16 protein-coding genes are annotated in these 17,557 nt (G+C 63.9%); 3 read left to right on the forward strand and 13 right to left on the reverse strand.

What is annotated here, in order from left to right; all coding sequences use genetic code 11:
- The first annotated feature begins 70 nt into the window (after positions 1-70).
- Together A4249_RS01165 and A4249_RS01170 are read left to right on the forward strand one after the other, a co-directional pair.
- Positions 71-340 carry a hypothetical protein gene (locus tag A4249_RS01165; RefSeq protein ID WP_066550131.1) on the forward strand — a complete coding sequence of 90 codons (270 nt, stop codon included), beginning with the start codon at positions 71-73 and terminating at the stop codon, positions 338-340.
- A gap of 3 nt (positions 341-343) precedes the next feature.
- Positions 344-682, forward strand: a complete 339-nt coding sequence (locus tag A4249_RS01170; RefSeq protein WP_066550132.1) for a hypothetical protein — start codon at positions 344-346, stop codon at positions 680-682.
- 320 nt (positions 683-1,002) lie between these two features.
- Here A4249_RS01170 and A4249_RS01180 read toward each other — a convergent pair whose 3' ends face one another.
- From A4249_RS01180 to A4249_RS01195, 3 genes are all read right to left on the reverse strand, one after another.
- Entirely contained in the window at positions 1,003-3,327 is a 2,325-nt protein-coding gene (locus tag A4249_RS01180; RefSeq protein ID WP_156494577.1) for a P-loop ATPase, Sll1717 family, read from the reverse strand.
- A 735-nt stretch (positions 3,328-4,062) separates the two neighbouring features.
- Positions 4,063-4,470 carry a hypothetical protein gene (locus A4249_RS01190; protein WP_066550147.1) on the reverse strand — a complete coding sequence of 136 codons (408 nt, stop codon included), beginning with the start codon at positions 4,468-4,470 and terminating at the stop codon, positions 4,063-4,065.
- Positions 4,467-4,979, reverse strand: coding sequence for a TIGR02594 family protein (locus tag A4249_RS01195; protein WP_066550150.1), 513 nt, complete (start codon positions 4,977-4,979; stop codon positions 4,467-4,469). Before A4249_RS01195 ends, A4249_RS01190 begins: the two co-directional genes overlap by 4 nt.
- A 351-nt stretch (positions 4,980-5,330) precedes the next feature.
- Between A4249_RS01195 and A4249_RS01200 the strand changes: the two genes are divergently transcribed.
- Entirely contained in the window at positions 5,331-5,522 is a 192-nt protein-coding gene (locus A4249_RS01200) for a hypothetical protein (RefSeq protein ID WP_066550153.1), read from the forward strand.
- Between the two features lie 576 nt (positions 5,523-6,098).
- Here A4249_RS01200 and A4249_RS01205 read toward each other — a convergent pair.
- The 10 genes from A4249_RS01205 to A4249_RS01245 all read right to left on the reverse strand — a co-directional run bounded on the left by A4249_RS01205 (position 6,099) and on the right by A4249_RS01245 (position 17,553).
- A complete protein-coding gene (locus tag A4249_RS01205; protein WP_156494578.1) occupies positions 6,099-6,566 on the reverse strand; it encodes a hypothetical protein in 468 nt (155 codons plus the stop codon).
- A gap of 113 nt (positions 6,567-6,679) precedes the next feature.
- Positions 6,680-7,195, reverse strand: a complete 516-nt coding sequence (locus A4249_RS01210) for a hypothetical protein (RefSeq protein WP_066550156.1) — start codon at positions 7,193-7,195, stop codon at positions 6,680-6,682.
- Complete coding sequence (locus A4249_RS01215) at positions 7,192-7,533, reverse strand: hypothetical protein (RefSeq protein ID WP_066550159.1); 342 nt, start codon at positions 7,531-7,533, stop codon at positions 7,192-7,194. Before A4249_RS01215 ends, A4249_RS01210 begins: the two co-directional genes overlap by 4 nt.
- A 56-nt stretch (positions 7,534-7,589) precedes the next feature.
- On the reverse strand, positions 7,590-7,919 hold the full coding sequence (locus A4249_RS01220) for a hypothetical protein (RefSeq protein ID WP_066550162.1): 330 nt from the start codon (positions 7,917-7,919) through the stop codon (positions 7,590-7,592).
- Between the two features lie 26 nt (positions 7,920-7,945).
- The gene (locus A4249_RS17020; RefSeq protein ID WP_257722453.1) at positions 7,946-8,080 is read right to left on the reverse strand and encodes a hypothetical protein; all 135 of its coding nucleotides are present in this window, start codon (positions 8,078-8,080) and stop codon (positions 7,946-7,948) included.
- A gap of 26 nt (positions 8,081-8,106) precedes the next feature.
- Positions 8,107-13,161 carry a TipJ family phage tail tip protein gene (gpJ, locus tag A4249_RS01225; protein WP_066550170.1) on the reverse strand — a complete coding sequence of 1,685 codons (5,055 nt, stop codon included), beginning with the start codon at positions 13,159-13,161 and terminating at the stop codon, positions 8,107-8,109.
- A gap of 28 nt (positions 13,162-13,189) precedes the next feature.
- Complete coding sequence (locus A4249_RS01230; RefSeq protein WP_156494580.1) at positions 13,190-13,636, reverse strand: hypothetical protein; 447 nt, start codon at positions 13,634-13,636, stop codon at positions 13,190-13,192.
- 7 nt (positions 13,637-13,643) lie between these two features.
- Positions 13,644-14,117, reverse strand: a complete 474-nt coding sequence (locus A4249_RS01235; RefSeq protein ID WP_066550173.1) for a hypothetical protein — start codon at positions 14,115-14,117, stop codon at positions 13,644-13,646.
- Positions 14,117-15,034 carry a hypothetical protein gene (locus tag A4249_RS01240; protein ID WP_156494582.1) on the reverse strand — a complete coding sequence of 306 codons (918 nt, stop codon included), beginning with the start codon at positions 15,032-15,034 and terminating at the stop codon, positions 14,117-14,119. The genes A4249_RS01235 and A4249_RS01240 overlap by 1 nt, the downstream gene beginning before the upstream one ends.
- The gene (locus tag A4249_RS01245; protein ID WP_066550181.1) at positions 15,034-17,553 is read right to left on the reverse strand and encodes a hypothetical protein; all 2,520 of its coding nucleotides are present in this window, start codon (positions 17,551-17,553) and stop codon (positions 15,034-15,036) included. The genes A4249_RS01240 and A4249_RS01245 overlap by 1 nt, the downstream gene beginning before the upstream one ends.
- Positions 17,554-17,557 lie beyond the last annotated feature (4 nt).

Consider the following 17,557-nt stretch of genomic DNA (forward strand, 5'->3'; position numbering starts at 1 on the left):
CCGCAGATCGACGCGTTGGCGCGCGCCGATCCCGCCCCGGACGGGGGCGAAATGAAGGAGGAGGAAGGGCATGCCGATCGACAAACCGGGTTCGTCACGACCGATGCCGCTGTCGGAGTTGATGCGATTGGAGGCCGAGCTGGCCGCGCGTGTCGTGCGCAATCCGCCGCCGCATCTCAGCCTGCCGGCGACGCCGGGGCCGGGATCGAACGTCGCCTATGTTACGAAGGAAGAGAACGACCGCCTGGTCAGCGCCGCTTTGGCGCTGGGCATGGGCCAATGCGCCAAGATGACGGCGGACGAAACCCATAGGCTCGCGGCGCGCCTCTCGCGCCGATGAGCCGTGGGCTACAAGAAGCCGGAGAACCGAGGCCTCGGCCATCACCTCAGCATCGCCCCTCACATGACGGTGTCGCAGCTGCGCCGCGATCACTGGACGATCTCGACGCGGTGCCCGCGATGTCATCTGGATTGCTGGGTGGAGCTGTCGGTCGTCATTCGACTGTCGGGGCCACAGGTGAAGCTCTGGAACCGCTGGGCGCGCTGCCGGCGCTATGGATGCCCCGGCCGGATGGTCTTCCTGTTCACGCCGCCCGGCGAGCCGAAAGGCGTCTTCTGGCCGATGCACGATCCGCCCGAGGCGCGCGTGAAGGCGACGATCAGCGACGATCCGGAGCTGTGACGCCTTGCTGAACTTCTATCGCGACGACACGACGCCTGACGACATCCGACGCGGCGATCAGTGCGCCCTGGTCTGCCAGTGCGGCAGCAGCGTCATCCCGGCGTGGGCGAAGCTGCCTCAGGCGCAGCGGTTCACGCCCCTGCGGGATATGCGCACGAAGATGGTCTGCAAGCGATGCGGCAGCCGCCGACCACAGATCGTGATCAGGGGGCATCATGGTAGCGGGGGTCAGCTGACGGAGTTATGGCGATGGCCGCCGGCGAACCAGACCTGACACATCGAGACGCGGACCCAACCGATCTCGATGAGCCGCATATTAGCTACTCAGCATCACATAACTCTAATCCGGTCCAAAACGCCGGATTGACCTGAAGCATAGGGTCATCTTCCCCGAACTTGCTCATGGACGCCTGAAGCCTTTTCAAGTCGTAGTTCACGTCGAAAATGTACTTCAGCTCGTCGCGGCCTCGTCGAAAACCGACGACCCCGTGCCAGAGAAGCATCAGCAGGATGTTCATTCGATCCTGCTCTGCTTTGATTGTTTTGGTGAGGAGCGACAGCAGATGGCTTTGTCGCATTTCCTTTGGCTCGCCAATAAAAGCGTAGAGCACGTCGTGAGAGTCAGTGAGGACGTCGCGGATTTCTAAGTCCACCTCCGTGATGACATCGGTCGAATAAGCAGATTCCCCCAGCTCGATATCGCTCCATTCGATACGGCTTCGCTCAAAGTTTACAGCGTTGGCGAGGCAGTAGTTAAGGAGTCGAAGAAGATAGCGAGGTCGCATGAGAGAGCGGTTGACCATATAGTCGAGGCTGCTTTCGCCCGTGCTCTCTATGATCGGAATGCATATGCGATTCCACATGCTTTCGAGAGATGCCGTAGGCGTTCCGAATGCGAAGGCAAGCCTACGGCGGATCATTTGCTTAAGCAGGTCTGCATGCTGCCAATCAACGAGAACTCGGGTCAACTTGCCGCGATCTGCCATCTTCGAAAGCAACATCTCGAAAATGTCGTTTCGTAGGAAAATAGTGCAGTGAAAATCAGTACCCGAGCGCCTGAAGTCATTTTCCATTTTCCTGCCAGCATCAAGCAGGGTGCGGATCATGATGATGTCAGTCTCTTCAAGACCCTCCGCGTTCCAGCCCTTATCGAGATTGTCGAACAGCACGTGGATGCCGTCCTTCTCTAACGCATACAGTTCGATTGCCGATCGCAGATCCGGAAGTGTCGTCTCGTAGAGAATATTAGTCAGCTGATCGCGCGATAGGTCGACTGACGATTTTGAGCCGAAAGTTGATCTGTGTCGCTCGGCAATCCGGTCGATCAGTTTCAGAAGTCGATCCGAGAAGCTGGCCCCTTCAGTAACCGGGTCCGCTCGAAACACAGCGAGCAGCCTCTGATACGGTTCAAATAGTTTGTGGTTTCGCTTGTGTATGTCCTGATCTTTTTCGAGAATCTTGGCGCAGACTTCCAGAAGGAGCACATATTCCCAGAATGCTGACAGCAAGAATTCCTTGCTTCCGGCGGCGAGAGCCTGAAGCACCACGTCCTTGAGTTGTTTAAGCTGATGCGCCTCAGGACTGAGATCGACAATCACCTTTGCCCTATTGTCGCGAAGTTGGTCTCTCGCCCGGACATATACAGCCGTTTTACCGGCACCCTTCCGACCCACCACGACGTTGGTGCGCCCTTCGAGCACTTGCCGAAATTCACCGCGCTCTAAGAAGTAGGACTGTAGAGACGCTTCCTCATTTTCAGCTGCAGGATCGCCTAAATAAATCTCTGACAGATCACTGCGATTGCCAGCCGCAGAGGTCGGCATGGCGTATTTGGCTTCGTGGACGCGTTCGGCAAAGCGCGTGAAAAGCGCCTGGAGCTGCTCGTCGTTGTGGTAGGTCTCAACCTCGTCACGAATGTCGAGAGGGGTCGCCCAATCGCCTTTTTTGAGCAGAAGTGTTGGACGGCCCAAAGCATGGCTAACACCTGCAACGAAAGCACAACGCAGGTTATGCACCGAGGATTGACTGCGTGCCGGGTCCAAAAGTGGGATCACGATCCCGGTGGACACAGCTACTGACTTCACAGCTTGCGACGCTGAAAGCCTCGGCTGCTCGCCAGGGTCAAACGTTCGCGGGATCAGTCCTGCTCGCCGCGAGCGCGACACCAAACTCGTGATATCGTCTGTCTTGATTTGCGGCAGAACTATAAACAGCGGCGATGGGTCGGCCGGGTAGTTGGTGGCGATGCGCTGGCCGGTTTCGGCTCTAGCCATATGGTTAAGCGCACCATCGGCGTCGGCATAGCTTTGACGCAACAATGTGTCGTAGAGGCCGATCGCAAGAATGTCCGCGTCTTCGGCTGGGTAGGCTTGGAACTGGAGCGGCAGGACGCGCTTCCCGAGTCCGATGGCGTAGCCAAGTTCGTAAGTGACGTTGAAATTCAGCGCCGTCACATCAGCCGCAACAACGTCGGCTTCCTGGATGGCTTTGACGATTGGCTGGATGAGTTGCTGCCCCCCCAGATCATCTCGTGCCCACGTGGTGATCTCTAGGTCGGTACTGGAAGCAGACAGATCCTTCGCGCGCTCGATAGTCTCGCCAATGTCCGTTGGCCTCGCTGGGTAGGCCACAAATATCTTTTTCAACGCGCGCCCCTTTGGATGAGGCAGAGTAGGGTCATGAACACCCGTATTTCAACTACGAGTACCCTTATTTTGCGCGCTCGCTCATACGAACCGGTTGGAAACACTTCGTATTCGTTGCGAATGGCTCGCAGATTAAAAATAATTTTCTTGCATCTCGAGCGAGAGGAGGTCATTGAGACCGGACCCAACGGCCCGTGCGCGGGCCCTGTCCATCCGTGCCCAGGGGTCGAAATGCGAATCTAACCATTAGAAGGCTGGCAACCCACAGACGCCGGCCACCAACTGGTTTAACAGGCGAGCCTCTATGAGGCTCGCCTGTTTGCTTTTGGGCAATCGCATTGTGCGGTCAAGACCGCAAAATCTCTGCCATCCCCGATCGGCCGCGCACTGCTACCCGAGCCTATAGTCGGAAGGTGAAGCACCGCGATTGAAGGCCAGCGGCGGCGTGCCGCCCTCAAGGTCTTCAGGGCAAGAGGGAAGGGGGGCTGGTGCCGACCCTACCGACGCCCCGCCCTTCACGGTAAGACGCGAGACAACCAGCGCTGACGTCGCTGATCCTTTAGTTTCAACCACTCATCGACCAGCCGCCTCTCCGCGATCAGCGTTTCGACGGCAAGGGCGCGGGCCGCGTCGCAGCTGACCACCTGGGCGCCGCGCTGCATATAGGTCGCGTCGAGATCTGCGGCGGTTGGATGATCCGGCAGCACAGCCAGCGCGCAGGGTCGGGTCGCCGCATCAGGGAGCGCTAGGCGCGGCGGGGCAACCGGCCGAGGCGATGTCGCACAGGCGGCGGTCATGATCGCGAAGGCGAGCGGCGCGATCGGCCGCGAGAAGATCGGTCGCATCAGGGGCGCTCCGGGCTTGAGTGATGGATTCGGCGGTGGCGGCTTCGACGCGCACGCGGATGTCGCCATAGGCTTCCGTGCGTCGGACCTGCTCGGCGTTGCCCTGGGCTTCCAGACCGCGCGCCGACGCGTCGCTCTCTGCGCGATCGACCCGCGCCTCCGCCCGATCCAGACGTGCCTCGGCCGACCACGGCAGCCACGCCCAGAGATTGTTCCAACCCCAGGCGATCAGCGCGATGGCCATCAGCAGGGCGAGGCCGGCGATCAACCACCCCAGCGGCGTGAGGGTGCGGGTCATGCTTCATTCACCGTCACGGGCACGCCGGCGGCGTTGAGACGGATCACTTGAACCGTCGGCAGCACGACGCCGGCCGGCCAGCGCATGCCGCCCTTGGCCAGCCGATCCTTGGCGATGCGGGTGATAGAGACGGCATTGCCCTGATTGCCGCCCAGGACGTGGAAGTGGGTCGCGTCCTCGCCGATGTAGAAGCCGACGTGCCCGCCGCCCGTGCGCGTGAAGACCAGAACGCAGCCGAGGCGAGGCCCGATCAGCTCACGCCCCCAAGTCCCCCAGGCCGAGGCCCGCACGGCGATCGCCGGCGACGCCAGCCCGGCGATCATCATGCACATGGCGACGAAGGTGCCGCACCAGGCAGTCTCGTCGTCGACGACCTTGATGCCCAGCACCTTGGCGCCGAGCTTCTGGATCCAGCCCATGATGATCGGGCTGTGTTTGGGTCCAACGATTTCACGCACGCCGATTTGCTGGCGGGCGAACGCCAGCCAGGCAGGCTCTTTCGAGGCCATGGTCAGTCTCCGATTGTTAAGGGTTGCGCGCGTAGGCTGCGCCGCATAGCGTGAGAGTTGAGCCTTGCGGCTCGCTCTAGCGGGGAGTTTCAGGCCGGCGGTTCCGCAAATGCCCCGGCCTATCCATTGGGGGATGGATGGCGATGGATCAGAAGAAAGTCGCGCCCATCCTGATGACGATGCTCGCTTGGATCACGGGACTGATCTTTGCGGGCGTGCCCCGGATCAGGTGACAGCCAGCGTCACAGTCAGCTAAGCCATAAACGTCGCGGCTCATGCCCGAACTGCGTCAGGCGGCCCGGCCGGGCGAGGACATCAACGGCTGGGCCGCAAAGCCATTGGGGACGTGGAATGGATGACGGGACGCTGGAGCGGCGCGCCATGGGCGCGGAACAGCTGATGACGGCTAAGATTACCGAGTTTGCAGCCCATCTGACGGCGGGCGATCGATCTGCCGCAGAGCGTGCCCGAACTGAGGCCATTGCGGCGTTGGAGGTCCACTTGGACCTGACCGATCAGCTGATCACGCAGACTTTCGCGTGAATCGCCAAGGTGCCGTAGGTCCGCTTTCAGCACTCATGCCCATGGCCGAAATCGACCCGTAGCGGTCTTTCGGATGATCATCGTTACGGCTCTCCCCAACGACCCGATGATATGCAAGGATCATCCGGGATTGTCCGTCAACCATCCTCAGATACGGGGAAGAAGATGATCATTGCTGCATTTTTGAGTGCCAGCCTCATGGCGCAGGATGCAGGGCCTCCGATCATCACTCCCGCGAACACTGACGCCGCCGAAGCCGTCGCCGCATTCATGGGTTTGGGAAGATACGCCGGTACGTGCGCTGCTCACCTACCCGCCGGTGCCAAGGCGCGGCTGGATAGCCTCACGTCCGATCAGGCACCTCCGGGCGTGCCGACTTGGCTAGTCTCGAGTTTTAGGCAGGGGTATGAGCAAGGTCTCGCAGACCCTAGCCGCCCTGACAAAACTGCTGCTGAGTGTGGAGACATGGAGCAGGCAGCAAACTCTAGGATGCAGGCCGCCGCAGAACGGCTAAAAGGCCGCCTTTAAGAGGTTCGGCTCAGTTCCGCTAACCAACCATTGCGGACAGCCACGACGTCAGATTTGCTGAGTTAGAATATCGATTTCTCGAAACCGAAGTAGCGTTCCCAAAAGCGAGACGAGTGGCAGCAGGGCTAGACCTCCAAAATATAGAGACGTGGCGACCGCTGTGCCGCCCCAGCCAAATCGGCCATCTGCCATCGGCGCGGCCCACATCAACGCCCCTGCCAAAAATAGAATGATAACTAGAGCAAGCGACGGCGCCATCATCCTAGCAAGTTCAGCTTTCTGACGCTCCGTAGCGGCTTTTCTTTCTACTCTCGTAGTGTTGAGAAGGTCGATGAACCCAGATTTCACAAGCAGCACGAGGCCGAGAACCAATGTGCTGACCGGGATCATAACAGAGTAGATGAGGCCGGATGGATAAGCCCCATCTGGCGCGAGCCGCCAAAAGATCGCACCAGCTATCATGACCAAGGCGATGCCGCCGACCACAGCAGCCCGCCGCCGTCTATCTGTCGTCATTGTATTTGTCGCCCAGGTCCGCCGTCCATTCTAACCAGATCATGCCCCCGCCGATGTCTACATTCCACCCATCTCTGACATTCGCCGCGTCCGGTTGTGGCGAACCGGGTTCGTCAGCTGAACAGGCCGTTGAACCAGATCGTCAGGGCGGCGGCGGCGATGATTACCAGCGCGAAACAGATGACGGTGATGCGCAGACCGTGATGCGGCTGATCTGAAAGCGGCCGATCGAGCAGGCCTGCCGGCGGCAGCTTCATCGCCGCCTCGGCCGCCCAATCCTCGCGGCGGATCAAGGTGAAGAGGCGGATCGCCATGACGCTCCACGGCGGCGGGCTGCGATCCCGCTGCACGAAGTCCAGGACGATGAGGGAGAAGGCGAGCGAGCAAAGCGCGCCAAGCGGCAGCAGGGGCGACATATGCTCGACCCGGACCAGCCGCCCTGGAAACACTGTCGTCGCGCCCCTCACCATCAGGAAGATCGCGATCAGTAGGACGACGGTTCGCAGGAACAAGCTGCCCGAGATCCGCGTGTGATAGGTCGGCCCGAGTAGTCGGAACACGACCGTCATCACTCCACCTGCCGACAGGAACAGCATTCCCGTCAGAACGACCCATGCGTGATGCGTCATGACGACGCCTCCTTGCTTTCCACGGCGGCCCGAAGGCCGGCCTTAATGATGCGCCCCACCAGATTGAAGAAGCCGCGCGGGTCGTTGGCGGCCATCCAGCCGATCGCCAGCGCCACGACCCGGAAGTCCAGCACCTTGACCAAGGCAACGATCGACGGCGTCGCCGCCTCGGCCGCCACCGGCCCGGCGAAGACGCCGATGCCCAGCGACAGCCAGGCCCGCACCCGCGCCTCGCGCGTCGCGCCCTTAGACCCATAGGCCGGGATCATGCCGAGGCCGCCCGCAATGAGGCCGCCGCAGAGGCCCCAGAACAGAGGCAGTTCACGCGGGTCGAACATCCGCCCCTCCGATAGTCAGGCCGTGGTGGAACAGCCGTTGGGCGGCTTATTGATCGTCAGGCTTCAGTCGTCTCGCCATCGCCCTCAGGCGTCGGCACCGGTGCGGGGGGAGGGTTGACGATGGCGTCCAGCCGCTCGAAATCGGCGTCCATGCCGGTGCGAACGTCGGTGAACCACTTCGCCACATTGGGAAGGTTGACGGCGACCGACGTGCCGTTCGGCAGACCGTCGCTCAGCAGCTCGGCGATCTTGGCTTCAAAGGCCTGGGCCTCTGGTCCGGTCATGACGGCGCGGGCCGCTTCGACACGATCGAGATAAAGGCCGGCGATAATCACCTCGGCGGCTTCGGCTTCGGCGATGGTCTTGGGCTTGGGGAAGGCGGCCATGTCAGGCTCCTGTTTCGAGGTTCAGATCAGTGGGCGTTGCTGTCGGGGTGTGTGCCCCGGCCGGCGCCGGGTCCCTTGCCGGATTGCTTGATCCGGTGGCGGGCGAAGACGATCACGCCAATCAGGGCAGCGATGATGGCGAGAGCGATGCCGAGTTCCATTTTTAGTCTCCTTGGGTTGAGTGGGGTCAGGTGCCGTTGTCGGACAGATCGACCTGGACGTAGACGACGGCGGATTGGCCGCCCTTCGTGATCGAGCCCATGAAGTAGGCCGAGATCACCTCGCCGGCCCCGATGGTGGCGTAGGCGCCGGTCGTGAAGGCGGTGGCGTTGTTCATCTGGATGCGGCTGTCGCCGCTGATGCGGGTCCAGCGGATCGTGGCGCCGGACGTGCCGCCGGAAACTGTGACCGTGACCTGGTTGGACGTGTTGACGTAACCCGCGCCTGACCGGCCGCCGCCGATGAAGCCAGTGTTCGCCGTCGCGGTCAGCGTTCCGCCAGGGCCGATGACATCGGAACCGCCGAAGCGAGGGCCGCCGACGGTGTTTTGGCTCATGTAGACGTAGGCGTTGCCTTTGGTCTCTGAGCCTTCCTCCACCGAAGTCGGCCCGGTCCACCAGACCAGCTTCTGGTCACCGCCGAACGCCTTGCCATAGCGCGTTCGGGTGTTCTCGGACGGGCTGTAGACATACCAGTTGCCCGCCCGATACTCGGTCCGCTCGCCAGAACCTGGTGCCCGGATGCCGAACTTGTCGGCGCTGACCTCGAAGGCGGCGGACGTGCCGTCGTTGGTCGACGAATAGCCGCTGACGTAGCCATTGACGTCCAGCACGACGCCTTTGATCGCCTTCGCCCGGCCGTCTGCGGACGCAGCGACGCTTTCCACGTTGGTCAGGCGCGCCGCCACTCCGGTTCCGGGCGTGTTGACGATGGCCTCCAGCGACGTAACGCGTGAAGCGTCAGCCTTCCCGGCCTGCAAGTTGCTGGTCGCCGTCTCCAGACTGGCTACGCGCGAATATGCCGATTGGGCCGTCGCATCATCGGTGAACGCCCGGCGCGGGTCGTCGGTTGGCATGACGTAGTAGAGGCCAAGATAGGCGCCGGCGTTGACGCCAATCGCTTCGATCTGGACGCGAACTTGCGTCGTTCCTGGTGGCGTCAGTTGGCCGACCTGTCCCGCGAAAGTCTGCGCACCAACCGCCTGTCCAGCCGGGTAGCCGCCGTTGAAGAACTGCACCGCCTGACGAGTGCCGGTCGAGTTGCCAGCCGCGTCATAGCAACCGATGTAGATTTGCAGGACGCCCGAAGTGATGCCGTTAGCGTAACGGCGGCCAAGAAGGCCTATCGGCTGGTTCTCACCCCAAGGGATCATTTCGCCGTAAAGCAGCGCCGTCTCACCGGCTGTGGCAGGACCAAAGAGCGCCCAGGACGCATCGCCCCCCAGCAACGCAGAATAGCTCCATGCGCCGATCCTGATCGGCCAAGCGTCCCATCCGTTCAGCCAGCGCGGATTGCGTTGCTTATTGAACCCGCCAGCCTTCGCCTCCAAGGCTGTGACCCGCGACGCATCGGCTTTCTGACCTTGAAGATCGACGATGGCCGACTCTGCCGCAAGCGTCCGCGCCAGCAGTCCGGTTCCAGCTGCATTCACCGTCGCCTCAAGCGCGCTCACGCTCGAAGCGCTGGCCTTGCCCGCAACCGTGCTCTCGACGGTGTTGAGCCGAGTGTTCAGCGACGCCGCGCCGCCGCGCGCCGTTGTCACTTCGGTCTGAAGCGTGGCCAAGTCAGAAGCGTTCGCCTTACCGCTATTCAGGTCGCTGACGGCCGTCTGCAATCCTGCAACCCGGGCGGACAGGCCGGTGCCTGCCGTGTTCACCGTCGCTTCCAGCGCTGACAGCTGGGAAGTCGCAGCGTTGTTGTTGGCGGTGATGGCGCTCTCTGCCGTCGCCAGCCGGGCGGTCAAACCTGTCCCGGCGGTGTTGACCGTGGCCTCCAGGGCGTTCAGCCGTTCCACCGCCGCCGTGTTATTGGTCGAGATCGCCGTTTCGGTAGCAGTTAGGCGCGCCAGCACGCCGGTCGTCGGCGTGTTCAGGCTGGCGAACATGGCGTCCGACCGCGCCTTCAGCCCGGTCCCGGCCGTATAGACGGTGGCGTTCAGCGACGCGACGGCCGTGTTGATCGTCCCGATGCCTTCCTCAGCGAGATTAATGGCGTCCTGCATCGCCACGATCGTCGGGGCGGTCGGGGAAACATCGCCCGCAATCAGTCCCGGCGCTGTGTATGGCCCCAGAACGCGACGCTCGCTGGGAGCAGACGCCTGCGCCGTCCAATAGGTGATGGCGATCCAGCACTCCGCACCGGGCCGCATGCCCAAGATCGGCGCGCGGACAACCCCTTGCACGGGGGGACCATCAAACGCGGCATCCCACGGCCCGTCGGATGTGGCGCCATATTCGACCGTCACGCGTCGCGGATTGATGGAGCCGACCAAGCCGACGACCAGAAATCCTGATTGCCGTGAGCCGTCAGGCCCCTCCGTCAGTTCGGTCACCGACCAGTCGCCAGAAGGCGGCTGCTGAATAGCAGACTCCTGCACCGTCACCTGAAGCGCGGGCGACGCGCGGCCGTCGGCCGTTACGGCGACGATCTGCACCTGGGCGCTTGTGACGTTCGTGCCCTCGGCCGGCAGTTCGCGAAGCGGCGGGGTCACGGCCGTCATGGCGTTGGCGGGCAGGTCGGGCAACGGCACCCAGGCCGAGGATTGACCGGCCGCCGGCGTCTGCCGCCAGCGGACGGTGAAGCCGGTGATCGGCGACCCGCGCCACGGCGGCATCGAGAAGCCGATCCGCACCCCTTCCTCATTCGCCTGCCAGCCGAGCAGGGTCGGCATCGGCGGGTCCATCGCCCGGTCGCGCGTCAGGCGGCTTTGCAACGGAGGAATCGGCCCGGTTTCACCGGCCATCAGCAGCGGCGCGACATAGCGGATGCCGACCATGTTGGCGGTCAGATCCGTGCCGGGCGTGATGCCGATGATCTCGACATCCTCGCTGATCCGTTCCGGCTCGCCGAAGGCGACCAGATCGCCGCCCCGTGGCGTGACGTTCGCTGCGCGCAGATCCGCGAACATGACTGATCGGGTGACGACGGCGGCCGTCGTCGCTGGGTTGACGATCGGCACGCCGGTGATGACCTGATCGGGCAGGCGAAGGTCCAGGGCATAGACCCGATCCGGCTCCATCCGCACCGGCTGGCTGAGCCGCAGTCCCGACACCAGACCGCCCGACCAAAGCCGGTTGCGCACGGTGGCGTTGGCTGTGCCGACGCGGTCCCAAGCCAGGCGAACGCGATCGCCATAACGGCAGACGATATGCTCGATGTCCGTGGCCCAGCTATCCACGCGGCGCTGATGCATCCGCGCGCCGAGGTTCCAGCGGCCATCACGATAGGCGCGCTCGATCGTCTGCTGACCTTCCAACCGCAGAGCCTCGACCAGCGTCGCCGGCAGGATATTGTTAGCCGGGTCGGCCGTCTCGCCGTAACCGTCGGCATAGACATAGATCTCGTCCGCCTCGCCGCCCTGGTCGATGTTCTGGAATTCGACGCGCAGGGCATGAACCGGATCGGGATAGACGATCTCCCATCGATGATCCTTGAGGTTGGATCCGGCGAACAGCTGACGCGGCGCAGGCTTTTCGACCCATGGCGCCGAGACCAGCTGCGTCCCGTCCCAGAACAGGCTGGCGCGGCCGTTCATGCCCAGCAGCTGCATGACCGCATCCTGTTTGCGGTCCTCGGTCAGATAGATGTGGCTCTTCCAGTTGTACTGGTCGCAAAGGGCCGCCCAGGTGCGCAGGCCGACATCGGCCTGCGGCTTCGTCAAAGCCACGGCCGGCGCCGGTCCGGTCATCAGCCAGCGGGTGATCGCAGCCGGGTTCGACGTCGGGACCGGCGCACCCCATTGCGTTCCGGTCCAGGTCTCGCAGATGGGCGTGATGCGGCAGGTGAAGGGCGCGAGGTTGCCCTGGTTCAGCGCGGAGGCCCGCACCGCGAACTCGATCAGCGACAGGGTTTCGTCCATCACCGGCTTGCGGAAGGCGATCGCGCGAATGGCGGTCCAGCCGATGTCGGTCTTTCGCTTGGCGTTGTCGTCTTCAAGCTTCGACCGCTTGACCTCGAACTCATAGCGGCCGAGCGGCAGCGAGATGGAGCGCATGATCCGCCATGGATCGCTGGACGCGGACGACAACGGGATCGTCAGGCCGTCGGCCCAGGCGCCCGATCCGGTCGGCACTCCGTTCTGGTCGATCGGGCGATAGCGAATGGTGACGGTCAGGGATGCGCCGATCTTGCGCCCATCATCCTTCGCGAAATACAGGCCCTGCGGCATGAAGAAGTCGAACTCGAACCGCTCACCCTCGGCCGACGCGGCGCGAACGACGGCGGTCGATCCGCTGACCGTCGCCGCCAGCTCTTCCTGAAGGTCCAACTGGTCGGTGTCGTTGGCGACGATCGAGAAGGTGCGCGGCCCGGGCGTCAGGTGATAGGCCACGCGCACGTCGCCCGCGCCCATCGAACTGACCAGGGTGTCGCCGATCTTCAGGTCTTCGGCCGTGCACGGGCCGTAGTGCAGACCCAGGATGCCGTAGATCCACTGATCTTCGCCCTGCGCTTGGGTGAAGGTCTTCACGGCCAGGTCCGGCGCGACAACCACTTCGCCCAACGCCATCGGCATCGACGCCCACGGCCGATATTGGTTCGAAGCTGACGATAGGGCGTAGCGGTCGTTCGCCTTGGAGACGTTGCTTTCGGGCTTGAAGATGGCGGCGATCGCCATCTGCCCGGCCGTCAGGATTGCAGCCGCTGCGACCTGACGCGCCAACATCGGCCACGCCTGAAGCGGACCGGCCGGGCCGCCCACCCACATGCTGACCGCAATGACGGCGATCGTCAGCAGGATTTGACCGACGTCCTTCTTTCCACCGCCCCCGCCGCCGAGAGGCTCGACCACCACGTTGACGATCTGACCCTCGACCAGGACCAGCGACAGCGCCTCATCGCGATCGATACGCGCCCCGTCGACATAGACATTGGTGCGCGGCAGATCATCGAGCTTCAGGTGGCCATTGGAGACGGCCGAGGCGAGCATCGTCCGCACCGTGCAGCCGGCCGGCGACTCGACATAGGTCGTCGTCCGCGCGAACGGCTCGGGCGACAGCACAATGGGAACGCCGCCGTCAGCCATGGAACCTCACGAAAGTCTGGCCGCGCCGTCAGGCGTGGCGAATGTCTGTGACGAAGGCCGGGACGAAGGCGCCCTTCAGCCTGTAGGCGGCCGCCGGATCGTCCAGATCCAGAACCGCCGTTCCGACGCGGATGTCCGCGTGGAGGATCTTGGTCGGCGACAGCATGAAGCCGACGTGTCCCGCCTGACCCAGCCAGGACAGAAGGGCGATGACGCCGGGCTGCGGATCGATCGGCCGCCACATTGAGGCCAGCCCTTCGGCCAGCAGCCTTGCTCTTTCGCGCCGACCGCCGGCGGACACGATGCCAGCGGCATAGAGATCGAGGTAGTCCGGGACATCGACCCCGCACCACTCCCGAAGGCACCAGCGCCCCAGCCCCCGGCAGTCCCAACCGTCGCGGCTGTCGCCCTTGGGCTTGAACGCCACGCCGATCAGACTGGACGCGCGCGCTTCCAGATCCGCCGGCACGATCATCTGCACCTCAGAACATGCCCGGCACGGTCGAGGGCACGTATTTGACGGCGCACGCTGGCTCTTCACTGAAGTCGCGAGGACGGATCACGGCGCTGACGCGCATGGCGTCGCCCTCCACGTTCGGCACCTTCGCCCCCAGGACGGCCCTCTCGACGATGTCCGGGGCCTCGACCCGGACAAGCGACAGATCGACCTCAGGCGGCGTCAGGGCGGCGTCGCAGGCCTCCTCGATCCGCTTGTCCACATTGCCGATCGTCAGCTTGCCTTTGCCGAAGGGTTCATCCTTGCTGGCGCCGTGCCAGACCAGTTCGAAGGGGTAGTGCGGATAGTCCACCCCGTTCGACGTGATGCCCTCTGGCCAGTCCGTCACTGTGATCGGTGTGGGGTCCGCATCGGATCGGATGACGATCAGCTGCGCGACAGGATCCTCTTCCCGCCGCCACGCCGCCTCGATCATGTCCTCGCTTACAGGGACGGGCATCAGGCGGTCTCCATCCAGAGGCCGACCTGCATCAGGCACGTCAAGCCGCGCTGTTCGGTCATCAGGGGCGCGCCGTCGGCGGTCCAGCTGGCGATGCAAAGACGATCAGTGTCAGGCTCGACGATCCAGAAGTCGCCCGGACCTTCGCGCCAGAACTGTTCCAGGGCGGCTCGCTCGACACCGTCGCACCGCAGCTGACCCAGGAACCGCCGAACCGGGTCAAGCGCGACGCGCCGCGATTTAGGTCGACCAGCGCCCGCCTGGTACTCGACACGCCCCGGCTGAACCTCCCCGCCGGCACCGGACCTGAACGGTCTCAGGATGTCTGGCCAACTGGCGAACGCCAGATCCGCGCCGTCATGCTGGCCGGGCGTCCAAAGCAAAGGCAGAGTTCGGCCGACTGGAACACGCGCCACCATCGGCTTCAGCAGGAGAACTGAAACCGTCTGGTTGGCCATTGAGGAATACGCCTCGACATACAGGCTCGCGCTGACCGTTCCGGCGGGGGCGATCTCGCGCTGGCGAACGGAATAAAACGTCTCACGCACGCCAGCCCAGCCCAGGCCATGCTCCGCGACCTCTGGCGTCCGAACGGTTAGCGGACGGCTCGCGATCACTTCACCAGCGGCATTGTAGAAGACACCGTAGGCGATGGGCGCGACAGGGGTTTCGACGGCGCCCAGCAATCCGAGGATGCCAGCTGACAGCTCGACCGCTTCTCCCTGTGATACTGCGGCGCGGGCGGGTGCAGCAGGTTCAACCTGAAGCGCTGCTCCCGAGGTTGGCATCACCTTCGTCGCCCGCAAAACAGCGCGCCCCGGCGCGCCCCGATCCTGCTCGTTGACCGACATGAGGCCGGGCGAACTCCAATGATCTGCGCCCTGAAGGAAGCCCGCATTCCAGAGACCATTCGGCATCAGCGCGTCTTTCCTCTGGGCGTCTGCTGGTAGGACTTCGCCAGCGAGCCGTCCGATCCCATCTTGCCGACCGCCTTGCGGACCATCGGTTCGAGCAAGACATCGATGCCGTCCGCAGACTGTCGCGTGGTAGCCTGAAGCTTTTCCGAGCCATTGTTCACGACCGTGACCGGCATGTTGAACGTGGGCTGAAGCACGCCGCCGCCACCTCCTCGACCCGCGCCCGAGGTCGCGTCGCGCAGGATCCGCTCCGTCCGCTCGGTGTCGTAGATCCGCGCGCCTGCCGGCATATCCATCAGTTCGATGCCGTATTCACCGACTGGAACCAGACCGCGCGACGGGTTCAGTCCGCCGCGCGCCTTGCCAGCCTTGATCGGCGTCTTACCCGAACCGCCGAGCCCGACGGACCCCATGATGTTGCTCATCAGATTGCTGAGGAAACCGCCGCCGCCGCCGGACTTTCCGCCACCAAACAGGGCGTTGGTCAGCGGCTGGATGATCATCTGCTGGATCGCGACCTTCATCAGCGCATCGCGGATCTGACCGAGGGCGTCGATTCCGGCGCGGCCCATCCGGCTCAGTGCGTCGCCTGCGCCGTCGGCGTTTTTCCAGGCGTCCATCAGACCCTTGTTCATGCCGTCCAGCGCGTCCAGCGCCTCGCCTTGCAGCCATTCCTGCGTTTGCGGCCCGGTCATCTGCGCCTCGCGCCAGGCGGCGAACGGCCCCGCATTGTCGCGCGTCACCCGATCGGTTTGCGCAGCATGGAGAGTCGGAAGATTTTCCAAGGCAGCGATCAGCCGCGCTCGCGCGGCCGGCTCCTTCTCCGCCTCGATCGCCGCTTCCAGATCCGCTTTCTGACGACGCTGGGCGATCTCGAGGATGCTCAGCTCGATGGCGCGCCGTTCGTCCGAGGTGCGCGCGCTGGCCGAGGCCAGTGAAAGGATCTCGGCTTGAATGTCGCTATAGGCCTGCTCGGCCTGAAGGCGGGCTTCCTTCTCAGCCTTGGTCTGTTCTTCGATGATGCGGTTGTCTGCCAGAGCATCCGCCTCGGCATTCATATCGGCGATCTGACGCAACAAAAGCTGCCGGCGTTCATCCAGCGCGCCCCTGCGCTCGAGATCCTTCCGCATCTCCTCGATCTTGTCGTCGCGTTCCTTGCGATCCAGGGCGGCCAGACTCTTCGCCAGCTGGGCGCGATCCGCTGGCGCGTCGCTCGACCAGCGTTCCTGGGTCACATCGCGGCGGCTGGACGTCACCTCCCGGTCCAGCTGCTCATAGAGCCGTTCGATCTCGCGCCGCTTACGCTCGGCCTCGGCCGCGCGACGGGCCGCGCCGCTGTCGCCTCCACCGCCGCCGCCCTTGGCGTCATGGCCTTGCATCTGATAGCCGCCGCCCGTCGCCGCCGCTGCGACGGCATGGCTCTGGCGCCTGAGCGCCGGATCATCCAGGTCCACGCCGGACTGACCGGCGCTGATGCCGGGGGTAGGCAGGGTGCGCGGTCCACGCCGGGCGCGGATTTGTTGCGCCACAATGTATTCGCCGACCTGCTGGATCGCGCCCGTCCCCGGCATGACCCGCGATAGAGCCATGAAGTTCTGGATCCAACCGGGCGTCCGCGCTTCGATCCGGCTGAACTCGAGCGACAGGTTCGCCAGATATGAGCCTGCATTTGCCATGGCGGTCGCCAGCGGTTCGACCGCGCCATGGGCCAGGGTCTTCAGCTGCTGGCCCGCAAGTTCAGCTTTCCGGTCCGCCTCATCCAGCTTCTGGACGGTCTCGGCGTCCAGCACGACACCCAGTTCCTTGGAGGCCTCCAGCAGATCGCGAACACCCTGCTCGCCGAGACGAAGCGCCGGCAGAGACGCCTCGATCCCGAAGGCGCGGGCGGCCGCCACCTGTTTCGATCGGTCGGTGATCTGCCCCAAACGGTCGGCGAGCATCAGCATCAGCTGATCCGCGGTCGAGATGCTGTCCAGGTCAGACTTGCTGATACCCAGCTCCTGAAACCACGGCTTCAGCTTGGCGTCGCCAATGCCCATCTTGAACTTGCCGAGGACGCCGTTCAGCTTCTCAAGATCCGCTTCGAGCGCCTGGACCGGAACCCCGGCCTCATCCGCCACATAGCGCCACTGCTGAAGCGCCTCCGTCCCCACGCCGATCCGATCTGCGGCGTCGGTAAGGTCCGCAGCAGCGGTCGTCGCCTGATTGGCGATCTGGATGGCGGCGGCGGCGGCGGCGGCGACAGCGGCGAACCCGGCGGCGGCGGCCATACCCCATCCGCCAAAGGATTGGAGGACCGAGCCGACCGGCCCCGCGCGAGAGGCGAAGCCATCGAGACCGTTTCTGGCCTCGCGCATTCCGGTGTCCAGCGCCTTCATGCCCCCGGACGGCTGACGTAGCGCACGATCGAGATCGCGCGCCATCCGGTTGCCGGCCGGGCCGATGCTGGCCAGTTCGGCGCGCACCTGTTCCGCCCCCTTCAGCGAAAGCCGAAGGTTGATGCCGCCGCCATCCGCCATCGTG

This window comes from Brevundimonas sp. GW460-12-10-14-LB2 (assembly GCF_001636925.1).
In the GTDB taxonomy this organism is placed as follows: domain Bacteria; phylum Pseudomonadota; class Alphaproteobacteria; order Caulobacterales; family Caulobacteraceae; genus Brevundimonas; species Brevundimonas vesicularis.